This is a genomic window from Planococcus sp. APC 3900, from assembly GCF_030407735.1.
In the GTDB taxonomy this organism is placed as follows: domain Bacteria; phylum Bacillota; class Bacilli; order Bacillales_A; family Planococcaceae; genus Planococcus; species Planococcus notacanthi.
In genome coordinates, this window is sequence record NZ_JASDCT010000003.1 from 343,214 (window position 1) to 363,741 (window position 20,528).

Sequence of the window (20,528 nt, forward strand, 5' to 3'; positions counted from 1 at the left end):
TGAATAGGAATACTTACTCCTGCTGTCTGATTTCCATTATAACCGATAGCGTCGATTTATTAAACCTATTTCACTAAGCTATAGACCGATTCGAGCGCCGCATCCAATTTTCCAGGATCTTTGGCGCCTGCCATTGCCATATCCGGACGTCCGCCGCCTTTGCCGCCGCACAGTTCTGCCACGTGTTTGACGATTTGGCCTGCGTGATATTCCCCACCGGCTATATCTTTCGTAACACCTGCCGCCAGCATGACTTTTTCTCCATCCGTTGCCCCAAGAACGATCACCGCTTTATCGATTTTCGTTTTCAGGTCATCCATCATCTGGCGCAGCTGGTTATTATCCTTCGCTTCAACTTTAACGGACAGGACAGTAATATCGCCTACTTTTTGCGCGCTGTCTAGAATGCCGGCAGATTGGGCATTGGAAATTTTTGAAAGCAGCGATTCGTTTTCACGTTGCAGCGATTTCATTTCCGCTTGGACAGACTGGACTTTTTGGACCATGTCTTTTGGAGATGATTTCAGGAGGCCGGATGCCTGTTCCAAGATATGTTCACTGTCTTTCAAACTTTCGTAAGCGCCTTTTCCTGTAACAGCTTCAATTCTGCGGATGCCGGCGCCGATGCCGCCTTCTGAAACAATTTTGAACAAACCGATTTCCGATGTATTCGTTACATGGACACCGCCGCATAGTTCAAGTGAGTAGCCGCCAATTTCAACGACACGGACAACATCTCCGTATTTCTCGCCGAATAAAGCCATCGCACCCATTTCTTTTGCTTCCTGCAAATTATGGTAGCCGGTCTGGACGGCAATGCCTTCCCAGACTTTTTCATTGACGATTTTTTCGATCGTCTCCAATTCTTCTGTCGTCACCTGGCCGAAATGCGAGAAGTCGAAACGCAGACGGTCTGGTCCTACGTAAGATCCTGCCTGGTTAACGTGCGTGCCTAGAACATCTTTTAGTGCTTGATGCAGAAGATGCGTCGCTGTATGATTCTTTACCGTGTGGCGGCGCTCTGAAGCATCGACTTGTGCGTGGACAGTGGATTTCGTCAATTCACCGGTTTCAACTCGTACAGAATGAAGATTCTGGCCATTCGGCGCTTTTTTGACATCCAGTACAGCTGCTTGAACCAAATCGTTGCTCAATGTCCCGTGGTCTGCAATCTGCCCGCCGCTTTCCGCATAGAATGGCGTCTGGTCCAGGATAACTTGAACTTCTTCCCCTTCGTGGGCACTTTCTGCCAATTCGCCATCTTTAATGATGAACAGCACTTGTGCATCGGATACCGTTTGGCTATAGCCGATAAATTCACTGTTGTCTTTAATATTGCCCAATACTTCCGATTGCGTCTGCATTGAATTGACATTTTGACGCGCATTTCTTGCACGGTCACGCTGTGCCTGCATCGCTGCTTCGAATCCCTTATGGTCAATCGCCATGCCTTCCTCTTCCGCATATTCTTCTGTAAGCTCCACAGGGAAGCCATAAGTGTCATACAAACGGAATGCGTCTTCGCCTGGAATTTCCGTCTGGCCAGCCGCTTTTTGTTTTTCTACAACGGACGATAATATAGCCAAGCCATCATGCAGCGTTTCGTGGAAACGTTCTTCCTCAAGCTTCATGACGCGGATAATAAAGTCCTGTTTGTCGCTGACTTCCGGGTAGAAGTTTTTCATGATGTCCCCGACCACTGGAACCAGTTCAAACAAGAACGGTTTCTCGACGCCCAGCTTTTTCGCATAGCGTACAGCACGGCGCAGCAAGCGGCGCAATACATAGCCACGGCCTTCATTCGACGGAAGCGCTCCGTCCCCGATTGCAAATGCCACGGTGCGGATGTGGTCAGCGATTACTTTGAAAGCCATATCCATATCGGCATCTTGGCCATATTTCTTACCTGAAATTTCTTCGGTTTTCTGGATAATCGGAATGAACAGATCCGTGTCATAGTTTGTCGGTACGTCTTGGACAACGGAAGTGATGCGTTCCAAGCCCATTCCTGTATCGATGTTCTGTTTCGGAAGCGGTGTGTACGTATGGTCGGGATTGTGGTTGAACTGAGAGAAAACCAAATTCCAGATTTCCAAATAGCGATCATTTTCGCCCCCTGGATACAATTCAGGGTCATTCAAATCATTGCCGTAGCTTTCCCCGCGGTCGTAGAAAATTTCCGAGTTCGGGCCACTCGGGCCTTCGCCGATGTCCCAGAAGTTGCCTTCCAGGCGGATGATGCGTTCAGCAGGAACGCCGACTTCATTCAACCAAATGCCATATGCTTCTTCATCTTCCGGATGGATCGTTACGGATAATTTCTCCGGATCGAAACCAATCCATTTGTCATCAGTCAGGAATTCCCACGCCCAGTGGATCGCTTCGGTTTTAAAGTATTCACCGATGGAGAAGTTGCCGAGCATCTCAAAGAATGTATGGTGGCGTGCTGTTTTGCCGACGTTTTCGATATCGTTCGTCCGGATTGATTTTTGCGCATTGACGATCCGTGGATTCTCAGGAATGACGCGGCCGTCGAAATATTTCTTCAATGTCGCCACGCCGCTGTTGATCCACAATAGGGACGGATCTTCAAACGGCACAAGCGGTGCGCTCGGTTCCTGGTCATGGCCTTTTTCTTTAAAGAAATCAATATACATTTGTCTGATGTCTTCAGCTTTTAAGTTTTTCATCTTTTTTTCCTCCTCAACAATATAAAAAGCCCTCATCCCAAAAAAGGGACGAAGGCTTTATTTCGCGGTACCACCCTAGTTACACAAAGCCGGAAGCTTCATGTCTCTCGAACACCTTAACGCGGTTCAACGGCAGGGATTAGCTGCACTCCGGAGTAGCTTTCTAAAATCAAATCTCGTCGGGGCCTTTCAGCCTGGGGCCCTGTTTCTGTCCGGATGCGATTTTATACTGTCTCCATCATTGTGTTTGTCTATCAGTCTAATTTGAATTATAGAAAAAGCTTTGGTCGATGTCAATAGTGGGACTTTTTATTGCTTCTATGTGCAGCTTAAATGTCGCCTAGTTGTTCCGCAAAACAACTTCGCTGCCAGGTCCGCAGGAAGTGAAGGAACAAAACGGCAGAAGGCATGCCCACGGCAAGCGTACGCCTGAAGCGATTTTTTAATCCTGAAACTATATTCTTTAGTGTGTTTTGATCAATTAAGCTTCCATGAATTTCTGCGGTGTGATGCCCTCCATGCCAATCATCGGGTGGATAGCGTGGACGTTTTCCGTGGTCAGGCTGACCGGTCCGCTTTGGACGGCTTCGGCTTTTTCCATGGTTTGCTGTTCGGTTTTCGGTTCCTCCGCTGCGACCGCCAAACGGTTTTTCAAGGTAGTCATCCGCTGCATATCATCCGTCCGTTCAACACCATATCGGAAAACGCTCGGGTCTCCGCACAGGATGAGAAAATCCCTGCTGCGGGTGATGCCGGTATAAAGCAAGTTGCGTCTCAGCATCTTCATATAGCCGCGGACAACCGGCATGATGACTGTCGGGAATTCGGATCCTTGCGATTTATGGATTGAGCAGCAATAAGCAAGCGTCAGCTGGTTCAAGTCGCTGCGTTCGTAAGTCACTTCGATGCCGTCGAAAGACGCCACCAGCATGTCCTGCTTTTCGACTGTTTCTTTCGCTTTGAGAATGGCTACGACTTCGCCCATGTCGCCATTGAAGACGTTGCTTTCCGGCTGGTTGACCAGCTGCAGGATTTTGTCGCCGATGCGGTAGGTGATGTCGCCGAATACCAGTTCTTTGCGTTTGCCGTCGGCATTCGGGTTGACCATTTCCTGAATCAGCCGGTTCAAGGCATCGATTCCTGCCGGTCCTTTATACATCGGCGCCAGCACTTGGATATCCTTGATTGAATGGCCTTTCGACAAGGCACTTTTCACGACTTTTTCAACCACTGATGGAATTTGATCCGCTCCCGCTTTAATGAATGAGCGGTCTGCTGTTTTCGCGGTAATGTCTTCCGGCAATTTGCCTTTTTTCATTTGGTGCGCCAGCTCGATGATGGAAGATCCTGAAGACTGGCGGTAAATCTCGGTCAATTCCACCGTAGGAATCCGTTTTGATTCAAGCAGGTCCCGCAGCACTTGCCCCGGTCCTACCGGCGGCAATTGGTCTTGGTCCCCGACAAAAATCAATTGGGCATCTTCCGGAACGGCTTTCAGGAGCTGGTGCGCAAGCCAAGTGTCGACCATGGACATTTCGTCGATGATGATCAATTTGCCTTCGATTTCCTTTTCGGTTTCTTCGTCTTTTTCCTGTCCGTTAAAACCCAACAAGCGGTGGATGGTCATCGCCGGCAAATCGGTCGATTCGCTCAAGCGTTTGGCCGCCCGTCCTGTCGGTGCTGCCAGGATGATTGGAAATGGTTCTTTTTTCTTGGCGTACTCTTTTGGATCCAGAGATAAACCATGCAGCTCTGCGTAGATTTCAACCAATCCGCGGACTACGGTCGTCTTGCCGGTACCCGGGCCGCCCGTCAGAATCATGACCGATGAGTTGATGCTGTTTTCAATGGCATCCACCTGCGTTTCAGCGTAATTGACGCCAAGCCGCTCTTCCGCTTCTCCGAGTGCTTTGCGGACTTCTGAACTCGGGAATTTCGTGCGGGTTTCCTGCTCTGCCAGCAAGGTTTCCAGTTTGGTCGCAATGCCTACTTCCGAATAATAAAGCGATGGCAAATAAAGCCGCGTTTCTTCCCCTGCGACTTTGCCTTCTTCGTTCAATTCGATGGCTGCTTTGGAGATCGCATCAATCGGAATTTCTGCCTGCTGGCGCGATTCAAGCATTTCTTTAACCATTGGGATCAAGGTTTTAGCATCGACATAAACATGCCCATCCGACAAGGATGCCTGGTTAAGGATATGCAGGATAGATGCTTTGATGCGGTCGGGGTGGGCGCCGGTGATGCCGAGTTTCATTCCCAGTTCATCGGCACGCTGGAAACCGATGCCTTCGATTTCTTCGATCAGCTGGAAAGGGTTTTTCGTCAAAATATCGATGGTTTCTTCACGGTAAGCCTGGTAGATCCGCATCCCGATTTGCGGGCCAAATCCCCAGTCGTTGAGCTGGATCATGACGCGCTCAAGTCCGAGATTCATCTGCAGCGTCGCACGGATCGTGTCTTTTTTATCGTCTGACAGACGCGGCACTTTGTCCAATGCATCCGGATCTTCCAAAATCTTTTTAATGGCGTCTTTGCCAAGCTTTTTGACGATGGTTTCAGCCGTCTTGCGGCCGATTCCATTGAACATATCACTCGACAGATAATGGATAATGCCTTGTTCAGTTTCGGGCACTTCCTTGGTGAAGGTTTCCACCTGGAACTGGACGCCGTATCGGGGGTGGTTTTTCACCACGCCGGTAAACCGGTATTGCTCTTCCATGGTCAGCATCGGGAAATAGCCCGACACGATGATTTCTTTTTCGGTATAAGGGGTGTTGGTTTCCTGGATTTTCACTTTCGCGATGGAGAATAAATTTTGGGGATTGTGAAAAATCGAGACGACAGGACGCCCTAATACAAACTGTTTTTCTTCTTGAAATAAATCGATTTGTCCGGTCATTTCTGTCGTCTCCTTTTCACGTGGCTATTCCAGTGTTGTTGCGATCATATCGTACGCGTAGCGCGCCATTTCATTGCGGTCATCAAGTGTATATGCTTGTTTCAGGTGATGCATGGCATCTTCCGTGCGATTGGTGGAAACCGCATAAAGAACACCCAGGTTGTAATGGGCGTCCGAGTGGTTCGGATCCTGTTCAAGCACCTGCAGAAATTGCGGTTCTGCCAGCTCGAACAATTCCATTGATGCCAGAGTGATGCCATAGCTCAAGCGAGCCTGGACATCGCCTTCATCCAGCTCTACTGCACGCTGCAGATAAGGCAGCGCCAATTTAGGCTGCTCCAGCTTTTCGAAGCATTTGCCGATCATGAAATGCGCATCTGCGCCTTCCAATTCGTACTGCAGAGCTTTTTCGTATAACTTCAATGCTTCTTCGTAACGCTCTGAATTGAAATAAAGATTGGCGAGGCCGTAATAAGCCGTCGCCGAGGTTTCATCAAGCGTGATTGCTTTTTGGAAAAAACGTTCTGCACGGTCGATTTCGTCCATGGAAGTCAGCACATGGCCAAAGTTGATGTAGCCAAGCGGATTATCCGGCTGCTCTTCAATCGCTTGTGTAAAAGCTTTGATCGCTTCTTCCGTGTTGCCTTCTTGTAAAGCCTGTATGCCGATTTCGTTGTAATTCATCGCTGTCTCTCCCATTACCCTACATATTCCAAACGCGCGCCATTTTTAAAGACACGGTCGATGGTTCCGCCGCCCAGACATTCTTCGCCGTCATAAAAAACAACGGCTTGTCCTGGTGTAATGGCACGGACCGGTTCTGCAAATGTCACGATGGCTTCCTCGCCTTTAAATTCCACTGTAACGCCGACATCCTGTTGGCGGTAGCGGAATTTCGCTGTGCACTCCAAAATACCGGTCGGTGCTGTATTTGACGTGAAGCTTAAGTTTACCGCAGTCAGGCTATCCGAGAATAGAGCATCGTGATGGATATTTTGCCCAACGTATAAAACATTCTTTTTCAAATCTTTGCCGATGACAAACCAAGGGTCGCCGGCGCCGCCGATGCCAAGCCCTTGCCGTTGGCCGATCGTGTAATACATCAAACCGTCATGCGTGCCCATTTTGACGCCTTCCAACGTCTCCATCTGGCCGGGTTGAGCCGGCAGGTATTGCCCAAGGAATTCCTTGAAATTGCGTTCGCCAATGAAACAGATGCCTGTGGAATCTTTTTTCGTTGCTGTTGCAAGTTCAGCTTCCAATGCGATTTCACGGACCTTTTTCTTTTCCATATGGCCGATCGGGAACATCACTTTAGACAATTGGCTTTGATCCAATTGGTTCAGGAAATACGTCTGGTCTTTGTTGTTGTCTTTGCCGCGCAGCATTTTTGTTTCCCCGTTTGCCGACTGTTCTACCTGTGCGTAATGGCCGGTCGCCAAATAATCTGCACCCAGGCTCAAAGCATGTTCAAGGAATGCTTTAAATTTGATTTCCTTGTTGCACATGACATCAGGATTCGGTGTACGCCCTGCTTTGTACTCTTCCAGGAAATATGTGAAAACCTTATCCCAGTACTGCTTTTCAAAATTGACGGCATAATACGGAATGCCAATCTGGTTGCAGACTCGGATAACATCTTCGTAATCTTCCGTCGCTGTACAGACGCCGTTTTCATCGGTGTCATCCCAGTTCTTCATGAAGATGCCGATGACATCATAACCCTGTTCTTTCAATAAATAAGCGGCAACCGAAGAGTCGACCCCTCCGGACATGCCGACGACAACACGTGTATCTTGTGGTGCTTTTGCAGTCATTATCTCTCACCTTTTCATTTTAACGCCAAACGCTGGCTGATTTGAGCTGTCTTTGCAGCAGCTTGTTCAATATCCTCAGGCGCCAATCCGAATCCGAAACTGAATCGGATGGAATTGCGGATTTCAGCAGCTTGTTCACCGTACATGGCCACGAGCACATGGGAAGGATCAATTGACCCGGCTGTGCAGGCGGACCCGCTTGAAGCTGAAATTCCCGCTAAATCCAGATTGACCAGAAACGATTCGATCTCGATGCCCGGAATACTGAGATTTAATATATGCGGCAGTTGATTGCTGCCGTTTTCCTTGTAATCAATGCCTTGCTGATTCAATGCGGATTTGAAGATGGTTTTGTAGTGCTCATATGCCGCAGTTTTCTCTTCCATCGTCGACAATGAAATTTCTGCAGCTTTGGCAAATGCGGAAATTGCCGGTACGTTTTCTGTTCCTGCACGGCGTTTGCGTTCCTGTTCTCCGCCGTACAACAATGGACTTACCGCTATTCCTTTACGCTGGTATAGAAAACCGACGCCTTTCGGTCCATTCAGCTTGTGTGCGGATACAGACAATAAATCGACGTTCAATTTCTCAACATCAATCGGCAGCACACCATATGCCTGGACAGCATCCGTGTGGAACGTAATGCCTGTCCCTTTCAGCAGTTCACCGATTTCAGCGACCGGCTGAATGGTGCCGACTTCATTGTTGCCCAGCATCACCGACACTAGAATTGTATCGTCACGCAACGCATTTTTCACGTCTTCTGCTTGGACCTGGCCATTTTCATCAACCGCCAGATAAGTAATGTCGTAGCCTTCCCGTTCCAATTTCTCACAAGCATGCAGAACTGCATGATGTTCGATCACTGTCGTGATGATGTGTTTGCCGCTTTTTTTGGCAGCAGTGCCGAAAACCGCCAAATTGTCCGCTTCGGTTCCGCCGCTGGTGAAAATGATCTCCGTGTCATCAGCGTGGATGCTGTCAGCCAGTAATTTGCGGGCGTCGTCCAATGCCTTGCGGGCGGCTCTTCCGGTCCCGTGTATGCTCGACGGATTGCCATAGACCGTTCCAAGTGCTTCTGAAAAAGTGGACACCACTTCAGGATGCATCGGAGAAGTCGCTGCATGGTCTAAATAAATTCGATTCATGATTTGCTAACTCCTTTATATATAATACATATAACTTTCAGTTTCACCGTTATTGGCTTTGGCCAAATCTTCAATAGTCGTTGTATCGAGTACATTTTTCACTGCATCACGGATGCGCACCCATAGCTCACGCTGGGGCTGTTTCTCGTCTTCAATGCCTTCGACCGGCTGTATCGGCCCTTCCAGCACGCGAATGACATCTCCTGCAGAAATCTCCCGTGGATGGCGAGTCAACATATAACCGCCATATGCTCCGCGGACACTTTTTACAAGTCCCGAGTTGCGGAGTGGTCCGACGAGCTGTTCCAGGTAAGCTTCCGATAAATCATTTTCTGCAGCAATCTTGCGCAGCGGAAGCGGGCCTTCCCCGTATTGTTTTCCTAATTCGATCATTATGGTCAGACCGTAACGGCCTTTGGTTGATATTTTCATCATTGCACCTCTGAGTTTAATAAATTGAATTTATAATTAGCCGGTCAAGAAATGAAGCAAATCAGTTGTGCCACCAGTAATTCTGCAAAAAGCACAGCCGATTTAAAGGATGAAATTAGCAGAATAATGCTAATAATAAATAACTGATCCACGCTAAACAAACACCGATATTCTTCAAAACAGTATAGCATAAATTGGGCCGAATGGACTTGCAATGACTTTTGAAACTTCAAACGCTATACTGATAGAACGAATGTACGGAAGGAGTTTTCTTATGCACAACGAACCTTTAGCTTTCCGTATGCGCCCCCGCACCATCGACGAAGTCGTCGGACAAAAAGATGTTATCGGGCCGCATACGGCTCTTTATAAAATGATCAGCAACGGCCATGTGCCGTCTATGCTGCTATACGGTGAGCCTGGAATCGGCAAGACCTCCATCGCCCACGCGATCGCAGGCACATCCAATTTGCCGTTCATCGCCTTGAACGCCACCACTTCCGGCAAGAAAGATGTTGAAGAGGTGGTGACCGAGTCACGGATGACCGGGAAAGTCTTGCTGTTTTTGGATGAAATCCATCGTTTCAACAAACTCCAGCAAGATGCTTTGCTTCCGCATGTCGAAAGTGGATCGATCGTCCTCATCGGTGCGACGACGGAAAACCCATTCCATGATGTCAACCCCGCAATCCGCTCTCGCTGCGGTGAAATCAAACAGCTGAAGCGATTAACGCAGGAAGATATCGTTCAGCTCTTGAATGCGGCTTTGACCGACACCAAGCGCGGCCTTGGCAGTGAAGAAATCGCCATTTCTGCAAAACAAGTCGAACGCATCGCAGAAGGCACCAACGGAGATGCACGCAAAGCATTGACGATGCTAGAGTCGATCGTCATCGCTTCTGATGAACGCGATGGCAAATACATCGTGGAAGACCAGATGGTCGAACAGATGATCAAGCGCGTCGGCGTATTCGGCGACAAAAAAGGATCCCACTTCTTCAACCTGCTGTCTGCCCTCCAAAAATCCGTTCGCGGCAGCGATGTCAATGCCGCTATGTATTATTTGGCGCATCTGCTGGAAAACGGAGATTTGACGGCAGTCACACGCCGCTTATTGGTCATGGCCTACGAAGACATTGGGCTAGCCAATCCGGCAGTCGGCGGACACGTGCTGGCAGCTTGCCAGGCTGCAGACCGGCTCGGCCTTCCTGAAGCGCGCATCCCGCTCGCCCAAGCTGTAGCAGAAATGTGTTTGTCCGAAAAATCCAATTCAGCATACAAAGCAATCGATGCTGCCACTGCAGCCATCAACAAAGGCCAAGTTGGCGACATCCCGCTGCATCTGCGTGATACCCATTACGCAGGCAGTGCGGAACTTGGGCACGGCGGCTACCGCTATCCTCACGACTCTCCGATTGGTTCGTTTGGGGGCTGGGTCGATCAGGACTATTTGCCGAAAGAAGTAAAATCAGCAGAGTTCTACAAACCGGTCGTCGCCGGTGAAGAAAAGAAATTTGCCGGAATCTATGAAAAACTGAAGAGTTTCCGGAAAAATAAAAAATGATGCTCTCTTAGCAAAGCCATTTCCTTCGTTGGAAATGGCTTTTTCTCTGTCTGGAATCTTTAAAACGGCACAGAAAAGCCGGCTCAAGGTTAAGAGCCGGCGGCTGGTCAGTTCATGCGGACACGCGTGATGGGAATGGACTTTGTGATGTCGTTGACTACCCAGCTCGCTGCAATCAAGCCGACTGTCGATGGCGTGAAGGCATTTGAGGACGGCGGCATCTGCGCTTTGCGGATGGCTGCATCGGGCTTGCCGACATTTTCTACGACATCTTCGCGGACGATGATCGGGCTTTCATCCGAAAAGATAACTGGAATGCCTTTGTAGATTCCAGCTTGGCGCAGCTTCTTGCGGATGATTTTCGCAAGTGGGTCGGTATGTGTCTTGGAAATATCCGCAATTTTGAAGCGTGTTGGGTCGGTTTTATTGGCCGCTCCCATGCTTGCGATGATTTTGATGCCGCGCTTATAGCATTCTTCCATCAAGTGGACTTTGTAGATCATTGTATCGGAGGCATCAATTACATAGTCCGGATTATAGCTGAAGAATTCCTCATACGTTTCTTCGGTATAGAACATATGCAAGGAAATTACTTTGCATTCCGTGTTGATGTCCGCAATGCGGTCTTTCATGACACCTGCTTTTGACTGCCCAACAGTGGACAGATTGGCGACCAACTGGCGATTGATGTTGGTGATGTCAACATTGTCTTTATCCACTAGGATGATGGTACCGACGCCGCTGCGTGCGCATGCTTCTGCTGCAAATGAGCCTACGCCTCCGATGCCAAGAATGGCGACTGTCGCGTTTTTCAATAAATCGATTCCTTCTTTTCCTACTGCTAATTCATTTCTGGAGAATTGGTGTAACATTAAGCCACTGCCTTTCAAAGTTGATACGCATAATAGGAATTATACACAATAAAAATCCCTCCGACAATTAATTGCCGGAGGGATAAAAATGATTTTTTAATTAGGAATCCCAATCGTGCCGTCTTTGTTGGTGCGCATCGTTTGAACCCGCTGAAAGCAGGTGGGTGACCTCTTCACCACTTATAACTTCCCGTTAAGGCATGTTAGCCATGGTGAAATCCGATCTCCCGACGACATAATGTTGGGTCAAAATCGAATTGCTTAAAACGAACACATCAGGATTCTCTATAAACGTATGTTAGCACACCTTTTTTATTTAGACAAGCTTTTTACTCTGATACTTTTTTATTATTCTGAATGTTCAACGATAGGCTCAATTCATCAAGCTGTGCACCTGAAACCGGGCTCGGCGCATCCGTCAGCAAATCGCTGGCGCTAGCTGTTTTCGGGAAAGCAATGGTGTCGCGCAAGTTTGTACGCCCTGCAAGAAGCATAACAAGACGGTCGAGGCCGAATGCAATCCCGCCATGCGGAGGCGTTCCGTATTCGAAAGCTTCCATAAGGAAACCGAATTGCGCATTGGCTTCTTCTTTGCTGAAGCCCAGTACTTCAAACATCTGCTCCTGAATTTCGCGGCGGTAAATACGCGAAGATCCCCCACCCAATTCATAGCCGTTCAACACAAGATCGTAGGCTTGTGCACGGACATTTTGCGGTTCTGTCGCCAATTTGTCCAAGTCTTCTTCGAATGGCATTGTGAAAGGATGATGGGCTGCATAATAGCGGCCGTCTTTGTCATCGTATTCCAATAGCGGCCAGTCCGTAATCCAAAGGAATTTGTAGATCGAGTTGTCGATCAGGCCAAGTTCTTTGCCGAACTTCAAGCGAAGAGCGCCAAGCGCATCTGCGACAACCGTTTTCTTATCAGCTACAAACAGCAATAAATCCCCTGCTTCCGCTTCTGCACGTTCGGTCAAAGCAGTTGCTGCTTCGCCTTCGAAGAATTTTGCAATCGGCCCTTTGACGCCTTCTTCTTCAACTTTCAGCCAAGCTAATCCTTTTGCTCCGTAAACTGCAGCGAATGCACCCAGTGCATCGATGTCTTTGCGTGAATAATTGTCAGCTTGCCCTTTAACGTTGATCAGCTTCACTTGGCCGCCATTTTCAATTGCACCAGTGAAAACCTTGAATGCTGAATCTTTTACCAAATCCGATACATCGACCAATTCCAGGCCGAAGCGGACATCCGGTTTATCAGAACCAAAGCGGTCCATCGCTTCTGTGTAGCTCATGCGCTGGAAAGTCGGTTCGATGTCGATATTTTTGACGTCTTTCATCATTTGCACCATTAAACGTTCATTCATTCCGATAATGTCTTCCATCGTCTGGAAGCTCATTTCCATATCGATTTGCGTGAATTCCGGCTGGCGGTCAGCACGCAGATCTTCGTCACGGAAACAACGGGCAATCTGGTAATATTTATCGAATCCGGAAACCATCAGCATTTGCTTGAAAAGCTGCGGCGATTGCGGCAAGGCGTAGAATTCCCCATCATGGACACGGCTTGGCACCAGGTAATCACGTGCGCCTTCAGGAGTCGATTTCGTCAAAATCGGTGTTTCGACTTCAATGAAACCTTCTTCATCCAAGAAGCGGCGGATCGATTTGGTGACGTCTGAACGCATTTTGAACGTTTCGTACATCGCCGGTCGGCGCAAGTCCAAATAACGGTATTTCAAGCGCAGATCTTCATTGACATCGTTATTGTCGTCGATGGCGAACGGCGGGTTTTTCGCTGCATTGATGATGGCTGCGTGATCCACCTGCACTTCAATTTTCCCGGTCTTCATGGCTGCGTTGATCTGGCCTTGTGCCCGTGCCACGACTAAGCCGTCGATGTGGACTACGAATTCGTTCCGCAGGGATTCACCGATTGCAGCAGCTTCTGTTGAAATTTCCGGATTGAAGACCACTTGGACAATTCCTGAACGGTCACGGACGTCGACAAAGATCAAACCGCCAAGGTCCCGGCGTTTTTGTACCCATCCTTTTAATGTAACACGTTGTCCAATGACAGTTTCGTTGACTTCCCCACAATAATGCGTTCTTGACATGTCTATTCCTCCAGTGATTTCTTTTTCAATATGGTTCCAGCGATTTCTTCGAATGCCATTTCCTGTTGTTCACCCGTCGCCATTTCTTTCAATGCCACTTTTCCGCTTTCCAGCTCCGTTTCGCCGATGACAAGGACAAATCCGGCGCCTTTGCGGTCTGCAGATTTCATCTGCGCTTTCACTTTGCGGCCTGTGAAATCCATATCCGCTGAAATGCCGTTCATCCGCAGATCGCGAACGACTGAAAAAGCTTTTTTCTTCGTCGACTCGTCCATCGCCACGACGTAGACTTCCAAGTTATTGGATTGGCCGATTTCCACTTTTTCCATTTCAAGCGCCAATAATAAGCGCTCGATGCTCATCGCAAAACCGATCCCCGGAGATTCCGGTCCGCCAAGATCTTCGACAAGGCCGTTATAGCGTCCCCCGCCCGCCAAAGTCGTAATGGCGCCAAAACCTTCTGCATCGCTCATGATTTCAAAGGCGGTGTGGTTATAGTAATCAAGGCCGCGCACCAAGTTGGGATCGACTACGAAGTCGATGTCCATGCTCAACAGATACGATTGCACTTCATCGAAATAAGCCTGCGATTCTTCATTTAAATAATCAGCCAGTGACGGCGCAGTCGCCATCAACGGGTGGTTGCGGTCCACTTTGCAATCAAGGATGCGCAAAGGGTTTTTCTCAAGGCGTGTTTGGCAGTCACCGCAGAATTCATTGATGCTTGGTTCAAAGTGCTTGATCAATGCCTCTTTGTGCGCCACACGGCTTTCCGTGTCACCAAGCGAATTGATGACCAGACGCAATTGTTTCAGACCGACAGAACGGTAAAGGTCCATTGCAAGTGAAATTACTTCTGCATCGATTGCAGGATCCTTCGAACCGATCGCTTCAACGCCAAATTGCACAAATTGGCGCATGCGGCCAGCCTGCGGGCGTTCATAGCGGAACATCGGGCCGGTATAGAATAATTTCACCGGCTGGTCCGGCATGCCGAATAATTTATTTTCTACATACGACCGGACAACTGAAGCTGTGCCTTCCGGACGCAATGTCAGCGAACGGTCGCCACGGTCCTGGAATGTATACATTTCCTTTTGGACAATATCCGTCGTGTCGCCGACACCGCGCTGGAATAATTCCGTATGCTCAAAAATCGGTGTGCGGATTTCCTTGTATTGATAAAGCCTGCATAAATCATTGATCTTTTGTTCCACTTCCTGCCATTTGGCGGATTGGTCGGGCAGCACGTCGTAAGTGCCCCGTGGTGCTTGAATGTTAGCCATGTTTTCACTCCTCTGTTTTTCCATACAAAAAAGCTCCCGTCCCTTGCTTTACGCAAGGGACGAGAGCCTGTATTAGCTTCCGCGGTTCCACCCTAGTTGATGCAAAATGATGCATCCTCTCATTCCGGGTAACGGCCGGTTCCGTTTTTCCCTAATAGGCGGCATGCGCTTTTCAGAAAAAAGCCTCGAAAGTGTTTTTCATCGCAGTTGTCTGCAGGAAAGTTTACAGCCCAAGACTTTCCTTCTCTTTTCAGCCAAATCATGCAATTACTTTCTTCGTCGTCAGCAAATATATAAGTATAATTAAAGAGAAACTTCACTCAGTGAGGATTCTTTATCCCGCACTGAAGAAAAGCGGAACATAGGCTAAGAACGCCGCATCCTGCGGCAACGCCTATGTAACCGACATCCTGTCGGCCTCAATCGGACTGTTACGGGCAGTGGATCTCCATCTTTTTTAAGTGGGAGTCTTACTGCCCGTTAAAGCGGGATAAATCAATCTTAATAACTCACTGGAGGCTTGTCAACCTTTTTGACACAAGGCGTCAGTTTTTTGATACTATTGTAGAGAACTTTGTTTTAGGAGGTATTGAATGAAACACAAATGGTTAATCGTACTTATATTATTCTTTTTATTCATAGCCAGCAGCTTTCCGCTGTTGGACCAAGACCATGTATCAGCTGACAATGGCTCTGTCGAAATTACCGGAACAACTGTCAATATCCGCTCAGGCCCCGGCCTGTCTTACAGCGTAACCGGTGATTTGGAGCAGGGGCAGACCGCTTCTGTCCTTTCAAAAGAAGGTGACTGGCTGGAAGTTCAGGTTGATGGCAAAGAAGGCTGGATCGCTTCTTGGCTAACGACCGGCGAAGGCGAGGAACAGACAGCCGCCGGCCAGACAGCCGTTTCATCCGTCAATGGCTTGAATGTCCGTGCGCAGGCTGATCTCTCGGCGGCCGTATTGACGAAAATGAATGCCGGCGACGAAGCCCAGGTGATCAGCACAGCCGGTGACTGGGTTGAAATCGATTTCCGCAACACACGAGGGTTCGTGTCCAAACAGTATTTGAATGTAACCGACGAAGCAGCGAAAAAAGAGCAGCCGGCTGACGAAGAAAAGCCGGAAGAGAAAAAAGATGCGCTTTCCAAAGTCTCTTCTTTTGAAATTGCTGTCAGTGCATTAAATGTCCGCTCGAAACCCGACCTCAGCTCGAAGATTCAACAGACGGTCAATAAAGGTGAAGTTTTCCCTGTCGTTTCCATGGCAGGCAATTGGGTTGAAATCCAATTGGCCAAAGAGAAAAACGGCTGGGTCTATGCATTTCATGGCCAATTGTCCGATCAGACCGCAGAAACGGTAACGAATGACACCAATGAGTCTGTCACAATCCTAACCGACGGCACGAATCTGCGGACTGAGGCAACGACTGCATCCGAAGTTGCCAGCCGCGCGAATGCCGGTGACGAATTAGTGGTGATCGATAAACAAGGCGAATGGTACCACGTTTCATTGCCGGACGGCCAAAAAGCCTTTGTGGCTGAATGGGTTGTATCAGCAGAAGAAGCAATTGTTGAAAAAGAACAAAAAGACGTGCCTGACCGCAAAAAAGGCACGTTGAACGGCGTCACCATCGTGCTTGATCCGGGGCATGGCGGAAATGACGGCGGCACAGTCGGCGTCCGCAAAACAGAAGAAAAAGAATTGACGCTGAAAACAGCTGAAATCCTGTCCCACCATTTGAACGCGGCAGGTGCTGAAGTCGTCATGACGCGGCAATCCGATACTTACGTGGATCTCCGCAAACGTGTAGCTGGAAGCCACCAAGCTGGAGCAGATGCTTTTATCAGCATCCATTACGATTCCACTGAAGACAGCAGTATTTCTGGATTCACCTCATATTACCAGCAGGATTACCAAAAAGAATTGGCCGAATACCTGAATGCCGGTCTTGGCGGTAAATTGACTTTGCATGACCGGGGCGTCCAACGCGGCAACTACCTGGTTCTCCGTGAAAACCGGCAGCCCGCCGTTCTTGTCGAACTTGGCTTCCTGAGCAACTTCAACGAAGAACGCGTCCTGACTACCGATCAATTCAGAGAACAAGCGGCGCTAGGCCTCTACACCGGCGTCATCAATTATTTCGATGCCCAATTAGGCGAATAAAGAGAGACTTTAATTAGTGGGATTCTTCATCCTCCACTGAAGAAAAGCGGGATAAAAAAGCGCGGAGAATTTTTCTCCGCGCTTTTTTTGTGCGCATTTTTGCGTTGCGTGCGTATTTCTTGTTGAACGTGCGCAAAATCTGCTGAACGTGCGCATTTTCCTATGAACGTGCGTATTTCTTAAAAAGCGAGCGTATCCGGCCACAATCCGTGCGTATACCCCAGGATTCGCCTATATCCAAGCGAAAAAAAGAAGCACAGGCCATTTCGCCCGTACTTCTCAACATTTTTCTATTTAGACTCCACTAAAATCGTCACCGGGCCATCATTGACCAATTGGACGTCCATCATAGCGCCGAAGACGCCCGTTTCGACTACGAGACCTTGGTGGCGCAAAGCGTCGTTAAAGGCCTGCCAAAGCGGTTCAGCCGTTTCCGGTCGCGCAGCCGACGTGAAACTTGGCCGGCGTCCTTTTTTGACGTCGCCGTAGAGCGTGAACTGGGAAATCGACAGGATCTCGCCTCCATTGTCGAGGATCGAACGGTTCATTTTGCCTTCTTCGTCTTCAAACAGGCGAAGCTGCGCAATTTTGCCGGCCAGATAATCAGCGTCTTTTTCTGTATCTTCATGAGTGATGCCGACGAGCAGCACATATCCGGAACTGATGGCTCCGGTTATATCGCCATCGACTGTCACTGATGCTTTTTTGGAACGTTGCAGAACTACTCTCATAGTGCCTCCTTAATTCGTCACACGCTCGACCGAATATACATCCGGGATCGATTTGATCCGTTCAACGACACGGTTTAAGTGTGTGATATGCGGAATCATAATGGAAAGGTTGATCGTTGCAATCTTGTCTTTGTCCGCACGGCCGCTCACTGCGGTGATGGTCGTTTTCGTTTCACTGACCATGTGCATGACTTCATTGATCAAACCGGTACGGTCGTATGCCTGGACTTCAATATCGATTTGATAGGATTTGTTATCCCCTGCGCCGTCGATTTCCCATTCAACCGGAATCAGCCGATCGTTTTCATCGGCATGGATATTCGGGCAATCGGTGCGGTGTACAGATACCCCGCGGCCTTTGGTGATGAACCCGATGATATCGTCTCCTGGCACCGGGTTGCAGCATTTGGACAAGCGGATCATCATATTGTCGATGCCTCTGACGATGACACCTGATTCCGTTTGTTTTTTCGGTGTGTTGGATTTCATTTCAACGGTGATTTTCTCGATGGCTTCTTCTTGCTCACGCTTTTTGCGCATTTTTTCAGCCAATCGGTTGACGACTTGCTGGGCCGTGATGCCGTTAAAGCCGACCGCCGCGTACATATCGTCTTCGCCCGCAAAATTGAACTTCTCGCAGACGCGCTTGATGTTTTCGTTGGCCAGCACTTCTTTCACCGGGAACTCCTGCGATTTTATTTCTTTCTCGATCAAATCGCGGCCTTTTTGGACGTTGTCTTCACGCAATTGCTTTTTGAAGAATTGCTTGATCTTATTTTTGGTCTGTGTCGATTTAGCGATTTTCAGCCAATCGCGGCTAGGTCCGAAAGATTGCTTGGACGTCAAAATTTCAACGATGTCCCCTGTATGCAATTCGGTATCGAGCGGTGCCATCTTGCCGTTTATTTTGGCGCCGATGGTTTTATTGCCGATTTCCGAATGGACACGGTAAGCAAAATCGATTGGACAAGATCCAGCCGGCATTTCGATGACGTCGCCTTTTGGCGAAAAGACATAGACCATATCGGAAAATAAGTCGTATTTGAGCGATTCCATGAACTCTTCCGCGTTATCGGATTCGTTCTGGAAATCCAAAATTTCACGGAACCAGGACAGGCGCGAATCGACGGAGCTTTTCGGCTTGTCGATGGTTTTTCCTTCTTTGTAAGCCCAATGCGCCGCTACCCCGTATTCGGCAATCCGGTGCATTTCTTCTGTACGGATCTGCACTTCCAATGGATCCCCTTGAGGCCCGATGACCGTGGTATGAAGCGACTGGTACAAGTTTTGTTTCGGCATGGCGATGTAGTCCTTGAAGCGGCCCGGCATCGGCTTCCACGTGGAATGGATGATCCCAAGTACCGCATAGCAGTCCTTTATGCTTTCGACCGTAATGCGGACAGCCAATAAATCATAGATTTCATTAAATTGCTTGTTTTGCATCGCCATTTTCCGGTAAATGCTGTAAATGTGTTTCGGCCGCCCGAAAAGATCCGCTTTGATGTCGACTTCGTCGAGCTGCGTGCGAATCTCCCCCATGACGTTATTCAAATATTCTTCCCGTTCGGTCCGTTTCTTTTTCATCAAATTGACGATCCGGTAATACTGCTGGGGATTCAAGTAACGCAGCGCAGTATCTTCCAATTCCCATTTGATGGTGTTGATTCCAAGGCGGTGCGCAATCGGGGCAAAGATTTCCAGTGTCTCGTTTGCTTTGATGCGCTGCTTTTCGACAGACTGGTATTTCAATGTCCGAAGATTGTGCAGGCGGTCAGCCAATTTGATCAAAATGACACGGATGTCCTGTGCCATTGCCACAAACATTTTGCGGTGGTTTTCCGCTTGCTGTTCTTCTTTTGATAAATACTTGATTTTGCTCAGCTTGGTCACGCCGTCGACCAGCATTGCCACTTCTTCATCAAAATCACGGACGATGTCTTCACGGCTGACTTCCGTGTCTTCAACCACATCATGCAAAAAGCCCGCTGCTACGGTAGCTGGATCCATCTGCAACTCTGCCAGGATTCCAGCCACCTGCACCGGATGCACAATATAAGGTTCTCCCGATTTCCGGAACTGTCCCATGTGGGCATCGTACGCAACTTGGTACGCCTTCTTAATCGTTTTCACGTGTTCGGCATTCATATAAGACGCAACCATCTCGAATACATCTTCAGCTGTTCTCACTAGATCTTTCGCCATAATTGCCCACCTTGCTTTAAATTTTTCCAAAAGTATATCTTTCTATTATAAAAAACAAAGTGGCTAAATGTAAAGCTTTGTTAGCTGTTCTCAATCACTTTAATGAATTCGCGGAGATAATCCGGCAGATCCGGCGGCCGACGGCTTGATACCAAGTGTCCGTCGACCACAACCGGTTCATCCAGCCACTCCGCGCCAGCGTTGACCATATCGTCTTTTATGCCTGGTGTGCTGGTGACTTTTCGGCCGTTTAAAATATTGGCGGAAATAAGCACCCAACCAGCATGGCAAATTTGGCCGATGGGCTTTTGCCGGTCGTCCATATGGCAAACCATTTCCAAAACCTCAGGAAAACGTCTGATTTTATCAGGTGCCCAACCGCCGGGAACCAAAATCGCGTCGTATTGATTGGCAAGAGCTTCCCCGTATGTCATGTCGGATTTTGCGGGAACGCCATATTTGCCGATATAATTGACGCCCGCTTCTTCCCCGGCAATGTCGACATGGGCACCTTCTTCGCGGAGCCTTAAAATCGGATACCAAAGTTCCAAATCTTCAAATTCATGATGAACAAAACTAAGCACTTTCTTTCCAGCTAATCTCATGGT

The 20,528-nt window shown here is 48.6% G+C and carries 14 protein-coding genes, 1 other RNA gene and 1 other annotated feature; of the genes, 2 read left to right on the forward strand and 13 right to left on the reverse strand.

The window, feature by feature from the left end; genetic code table 11:
• Positions 1-65: 65 nt before the first annotated feature.
• The 6 genes from alaS to cymR form a co-directional block, all read right to left on the reverse strand.
• Positions 66-2,690, reverse strand: a complete 2,625-nt coding sequence (alaS, locus tag QMA04_RS08585; RefSeq protein ID WP_290185113.1) for an alanine--tRNA ligase — start codon at positions 2,688-2,690, stop codon at positions 66-68.
• Positions 2,691-3,171: 481 nt separating this feature from the next.
• Complete coding sequence (gene recD2, locus QMA04_RS08590; RefSeq protein WP_290185115.1) at positions 3,172-5,589, reverse strand: SF1B family DNA helicase RecD2; 2,418 nt, start codon at positions 5,587-5,589, stop codon at positions 3,172-3,174.
• 24 nt (positions 5,590-5,613) lie between these two features.
• Positions 5,614-6,273, reverse strand: coding sequence for a tetratricopeptide repeat protein (locus tag QMA04_RS08595; RefSeq protein WP_290185117.1), 660 nt, complete (start codon positions 6,271-6,273; stop codon positions 5,614-5,616).
• A 14-nt stretch (positions 6,274-6,287) separates the two neighbouring features.
• Entirely contained in the window at positions 6,288-7,406 is a 1,119-nt protein-coding gene (gene mnmA / locus QMA04_RS08600) for a tRNA 2-thiouridine(34) synthase MnmA (protein ID WP_290185119.1), read from the reverse strand.
• A gap of 14 nt (positions 7,407-7,420) precedes the next feature.
• Entirely contained in the window at positions 7,421-8,554 is a 1,134-nt protein-coding gene (locus QMA04_RS08605) for a cysteine desulfurase family protein (RefSeq protein ID WP_290185121.1), read from the reverse strand.
• A gap of 15 nt (positions 8,555-8,569) precedes the next feature.
• Complete coding sequence (cymR, locus tag QMA04_RS08610; protein ID WP_191716070.1) at positions 8,570-8,986, reverse strand: cysteine metabolism transcriptional regulator CymR; 417 nt, start codon at positions 8,984-8,986, stop codon at positions 8,570-8,572.
• 274 nt (positions 8,987-9,260) lie between these two features.
• Here cymR and QMA04_RS08615 point away from each other — a divergent pair, with 274 nt between their 5' ends.
• Entirely contained in the window at positions 9,261-10,550 is a 1,290-nt protein-coding gene (locus tag QMA04_RS08615) for a replication-associated recombination protein A (protein WP_290185123.1), read from the forward strand.
• A 107-nt stretch (positions 10,551-10,657) separates the two neighbouring features.
• Here the strand turns inward: QMA04_RS08615 and QMA04_RS08620 are convergent, their stop codons facing one another.
• The 4 genes from QMA04_RS08620 to hisS all read right to left on the reverse strand — a co-directional run bounded on the left by QMA04_RS08620 (position 10,658) and on the right by hisS (position 14,822).
• Positions 10,658-11,422 carry a tRNA threonylcarbamoyladenosine dehydratase gene (locus QMA04_RS08620; RefSeq protein WP_191715936.1) on the reverse strand — a complete coding sequence of 255 codons (765 nt, stop codon included), beginning with the start codon at positions 11,420-11,422 and terminating at the stop codon, positions 10,658-10,660.
• 102 nt (positions 11,423-11,524) lie between these two features.
• Positions 11,525-11,707, reverse strand: a non-coding RNA gene (gene ssrS / locus QMA04_RS08625) — 6S RNA.
• A gap of 44 nt (positions 11,708-11,751) precedes the next feature.
• A complete protein-coding gene (aspS, locus tag QMA04_RS08630; RefSeq protein WP_290185126.1) occupies positions 11,752-13,536 on the reverse strand; it encodes an aspartate--tRNA ligase in 1,785 nt (594 codons plus the stop codon).
• Between the two features lie 2 nt (positions 13,537-13,538).
• The gene (gene hisS, locus QMA04_RS08635) at positions 13,539-14,822 is read right to left on the reverse strand and encodes a histidine--tRNA ligase (protein WP_290185128.1); all 1,284 of its coding nucleotides are present in this window, start codon (positions 14,820-14,822) and stop codon (positions 13,539-13,541) included.
• A gap of 52 nt (positions 14,823-14,874) precedes the next feature.
• Positions 14,875-15,114, reverse strand: a binding site (T-box leader).
• A gap of 301 nt (positions 15,115-15,415) precedes the next feature.
• Here hisS and QMA04_RS08640 point away from each other — a divergent pair.
• Positions 15,416-16,987 carry an N-acetylmuramoyl-L-alanine amidase family protein gene (locus QMA04_RS08640; protein WP_290185130.1) on the forward strand — a complete coding sequence of 524 codons (1,572 nt, stop codon included), beginning with the start codon at positions 15,416-15,418 and terminating at the stop codon, positions 16,985-16,987.
• Positions 16,988-17,277: 290 nt separating this feature from the next.
• Here QMA04_RS08640 and dtd read toward each other — a convergent pair whose 3' ends face one another.
• From dtd to QMA04_RS08655, 3 genes are all read right to left on the reverse strand, one after another.
• Positions 17,278-17,718, reverse strand: coding sequence for a D-aminoacyl-tRNA deacylase (dtd, locus tag QMA04_RS08645; RefSeq protein WP_191715940.1), 441 nt, complete (start codon positions 17,716-17,718; stop codon positions 17,278-17,280).
• A 9-nt stretch (positions 17,719-17,727) separates the two neighbouring features.
• Positions 17,728-19,920 carry a RelA/SpoT family protein gene (locus tag QMA04_RS08650; RefSeq protein ID WP_191715941.1) on the reverse strand — a complete coding sequence of 731 codons (2,193 nt, stop codon included), beginning with the start codon at positions 19,918-19,920 and terminating at the stop codon, positions 17,728-17,730.
• An 80-nt stretch (positions 19,921-20,000) separates the two neighbouring features.
• Positions 20,001-20,525, reverse strand: coding sequence for a type 1 glutamine amidotransferase domain-containing protein (locus QMA04_RS08655; protein ID WP_290185134.1), 525 nt, complete (start codon positions 20,523-20,525; stop codon positions 20,001-20,003).
• Positions 20,526-20,528: the final 3 nt, after the last annotated feature.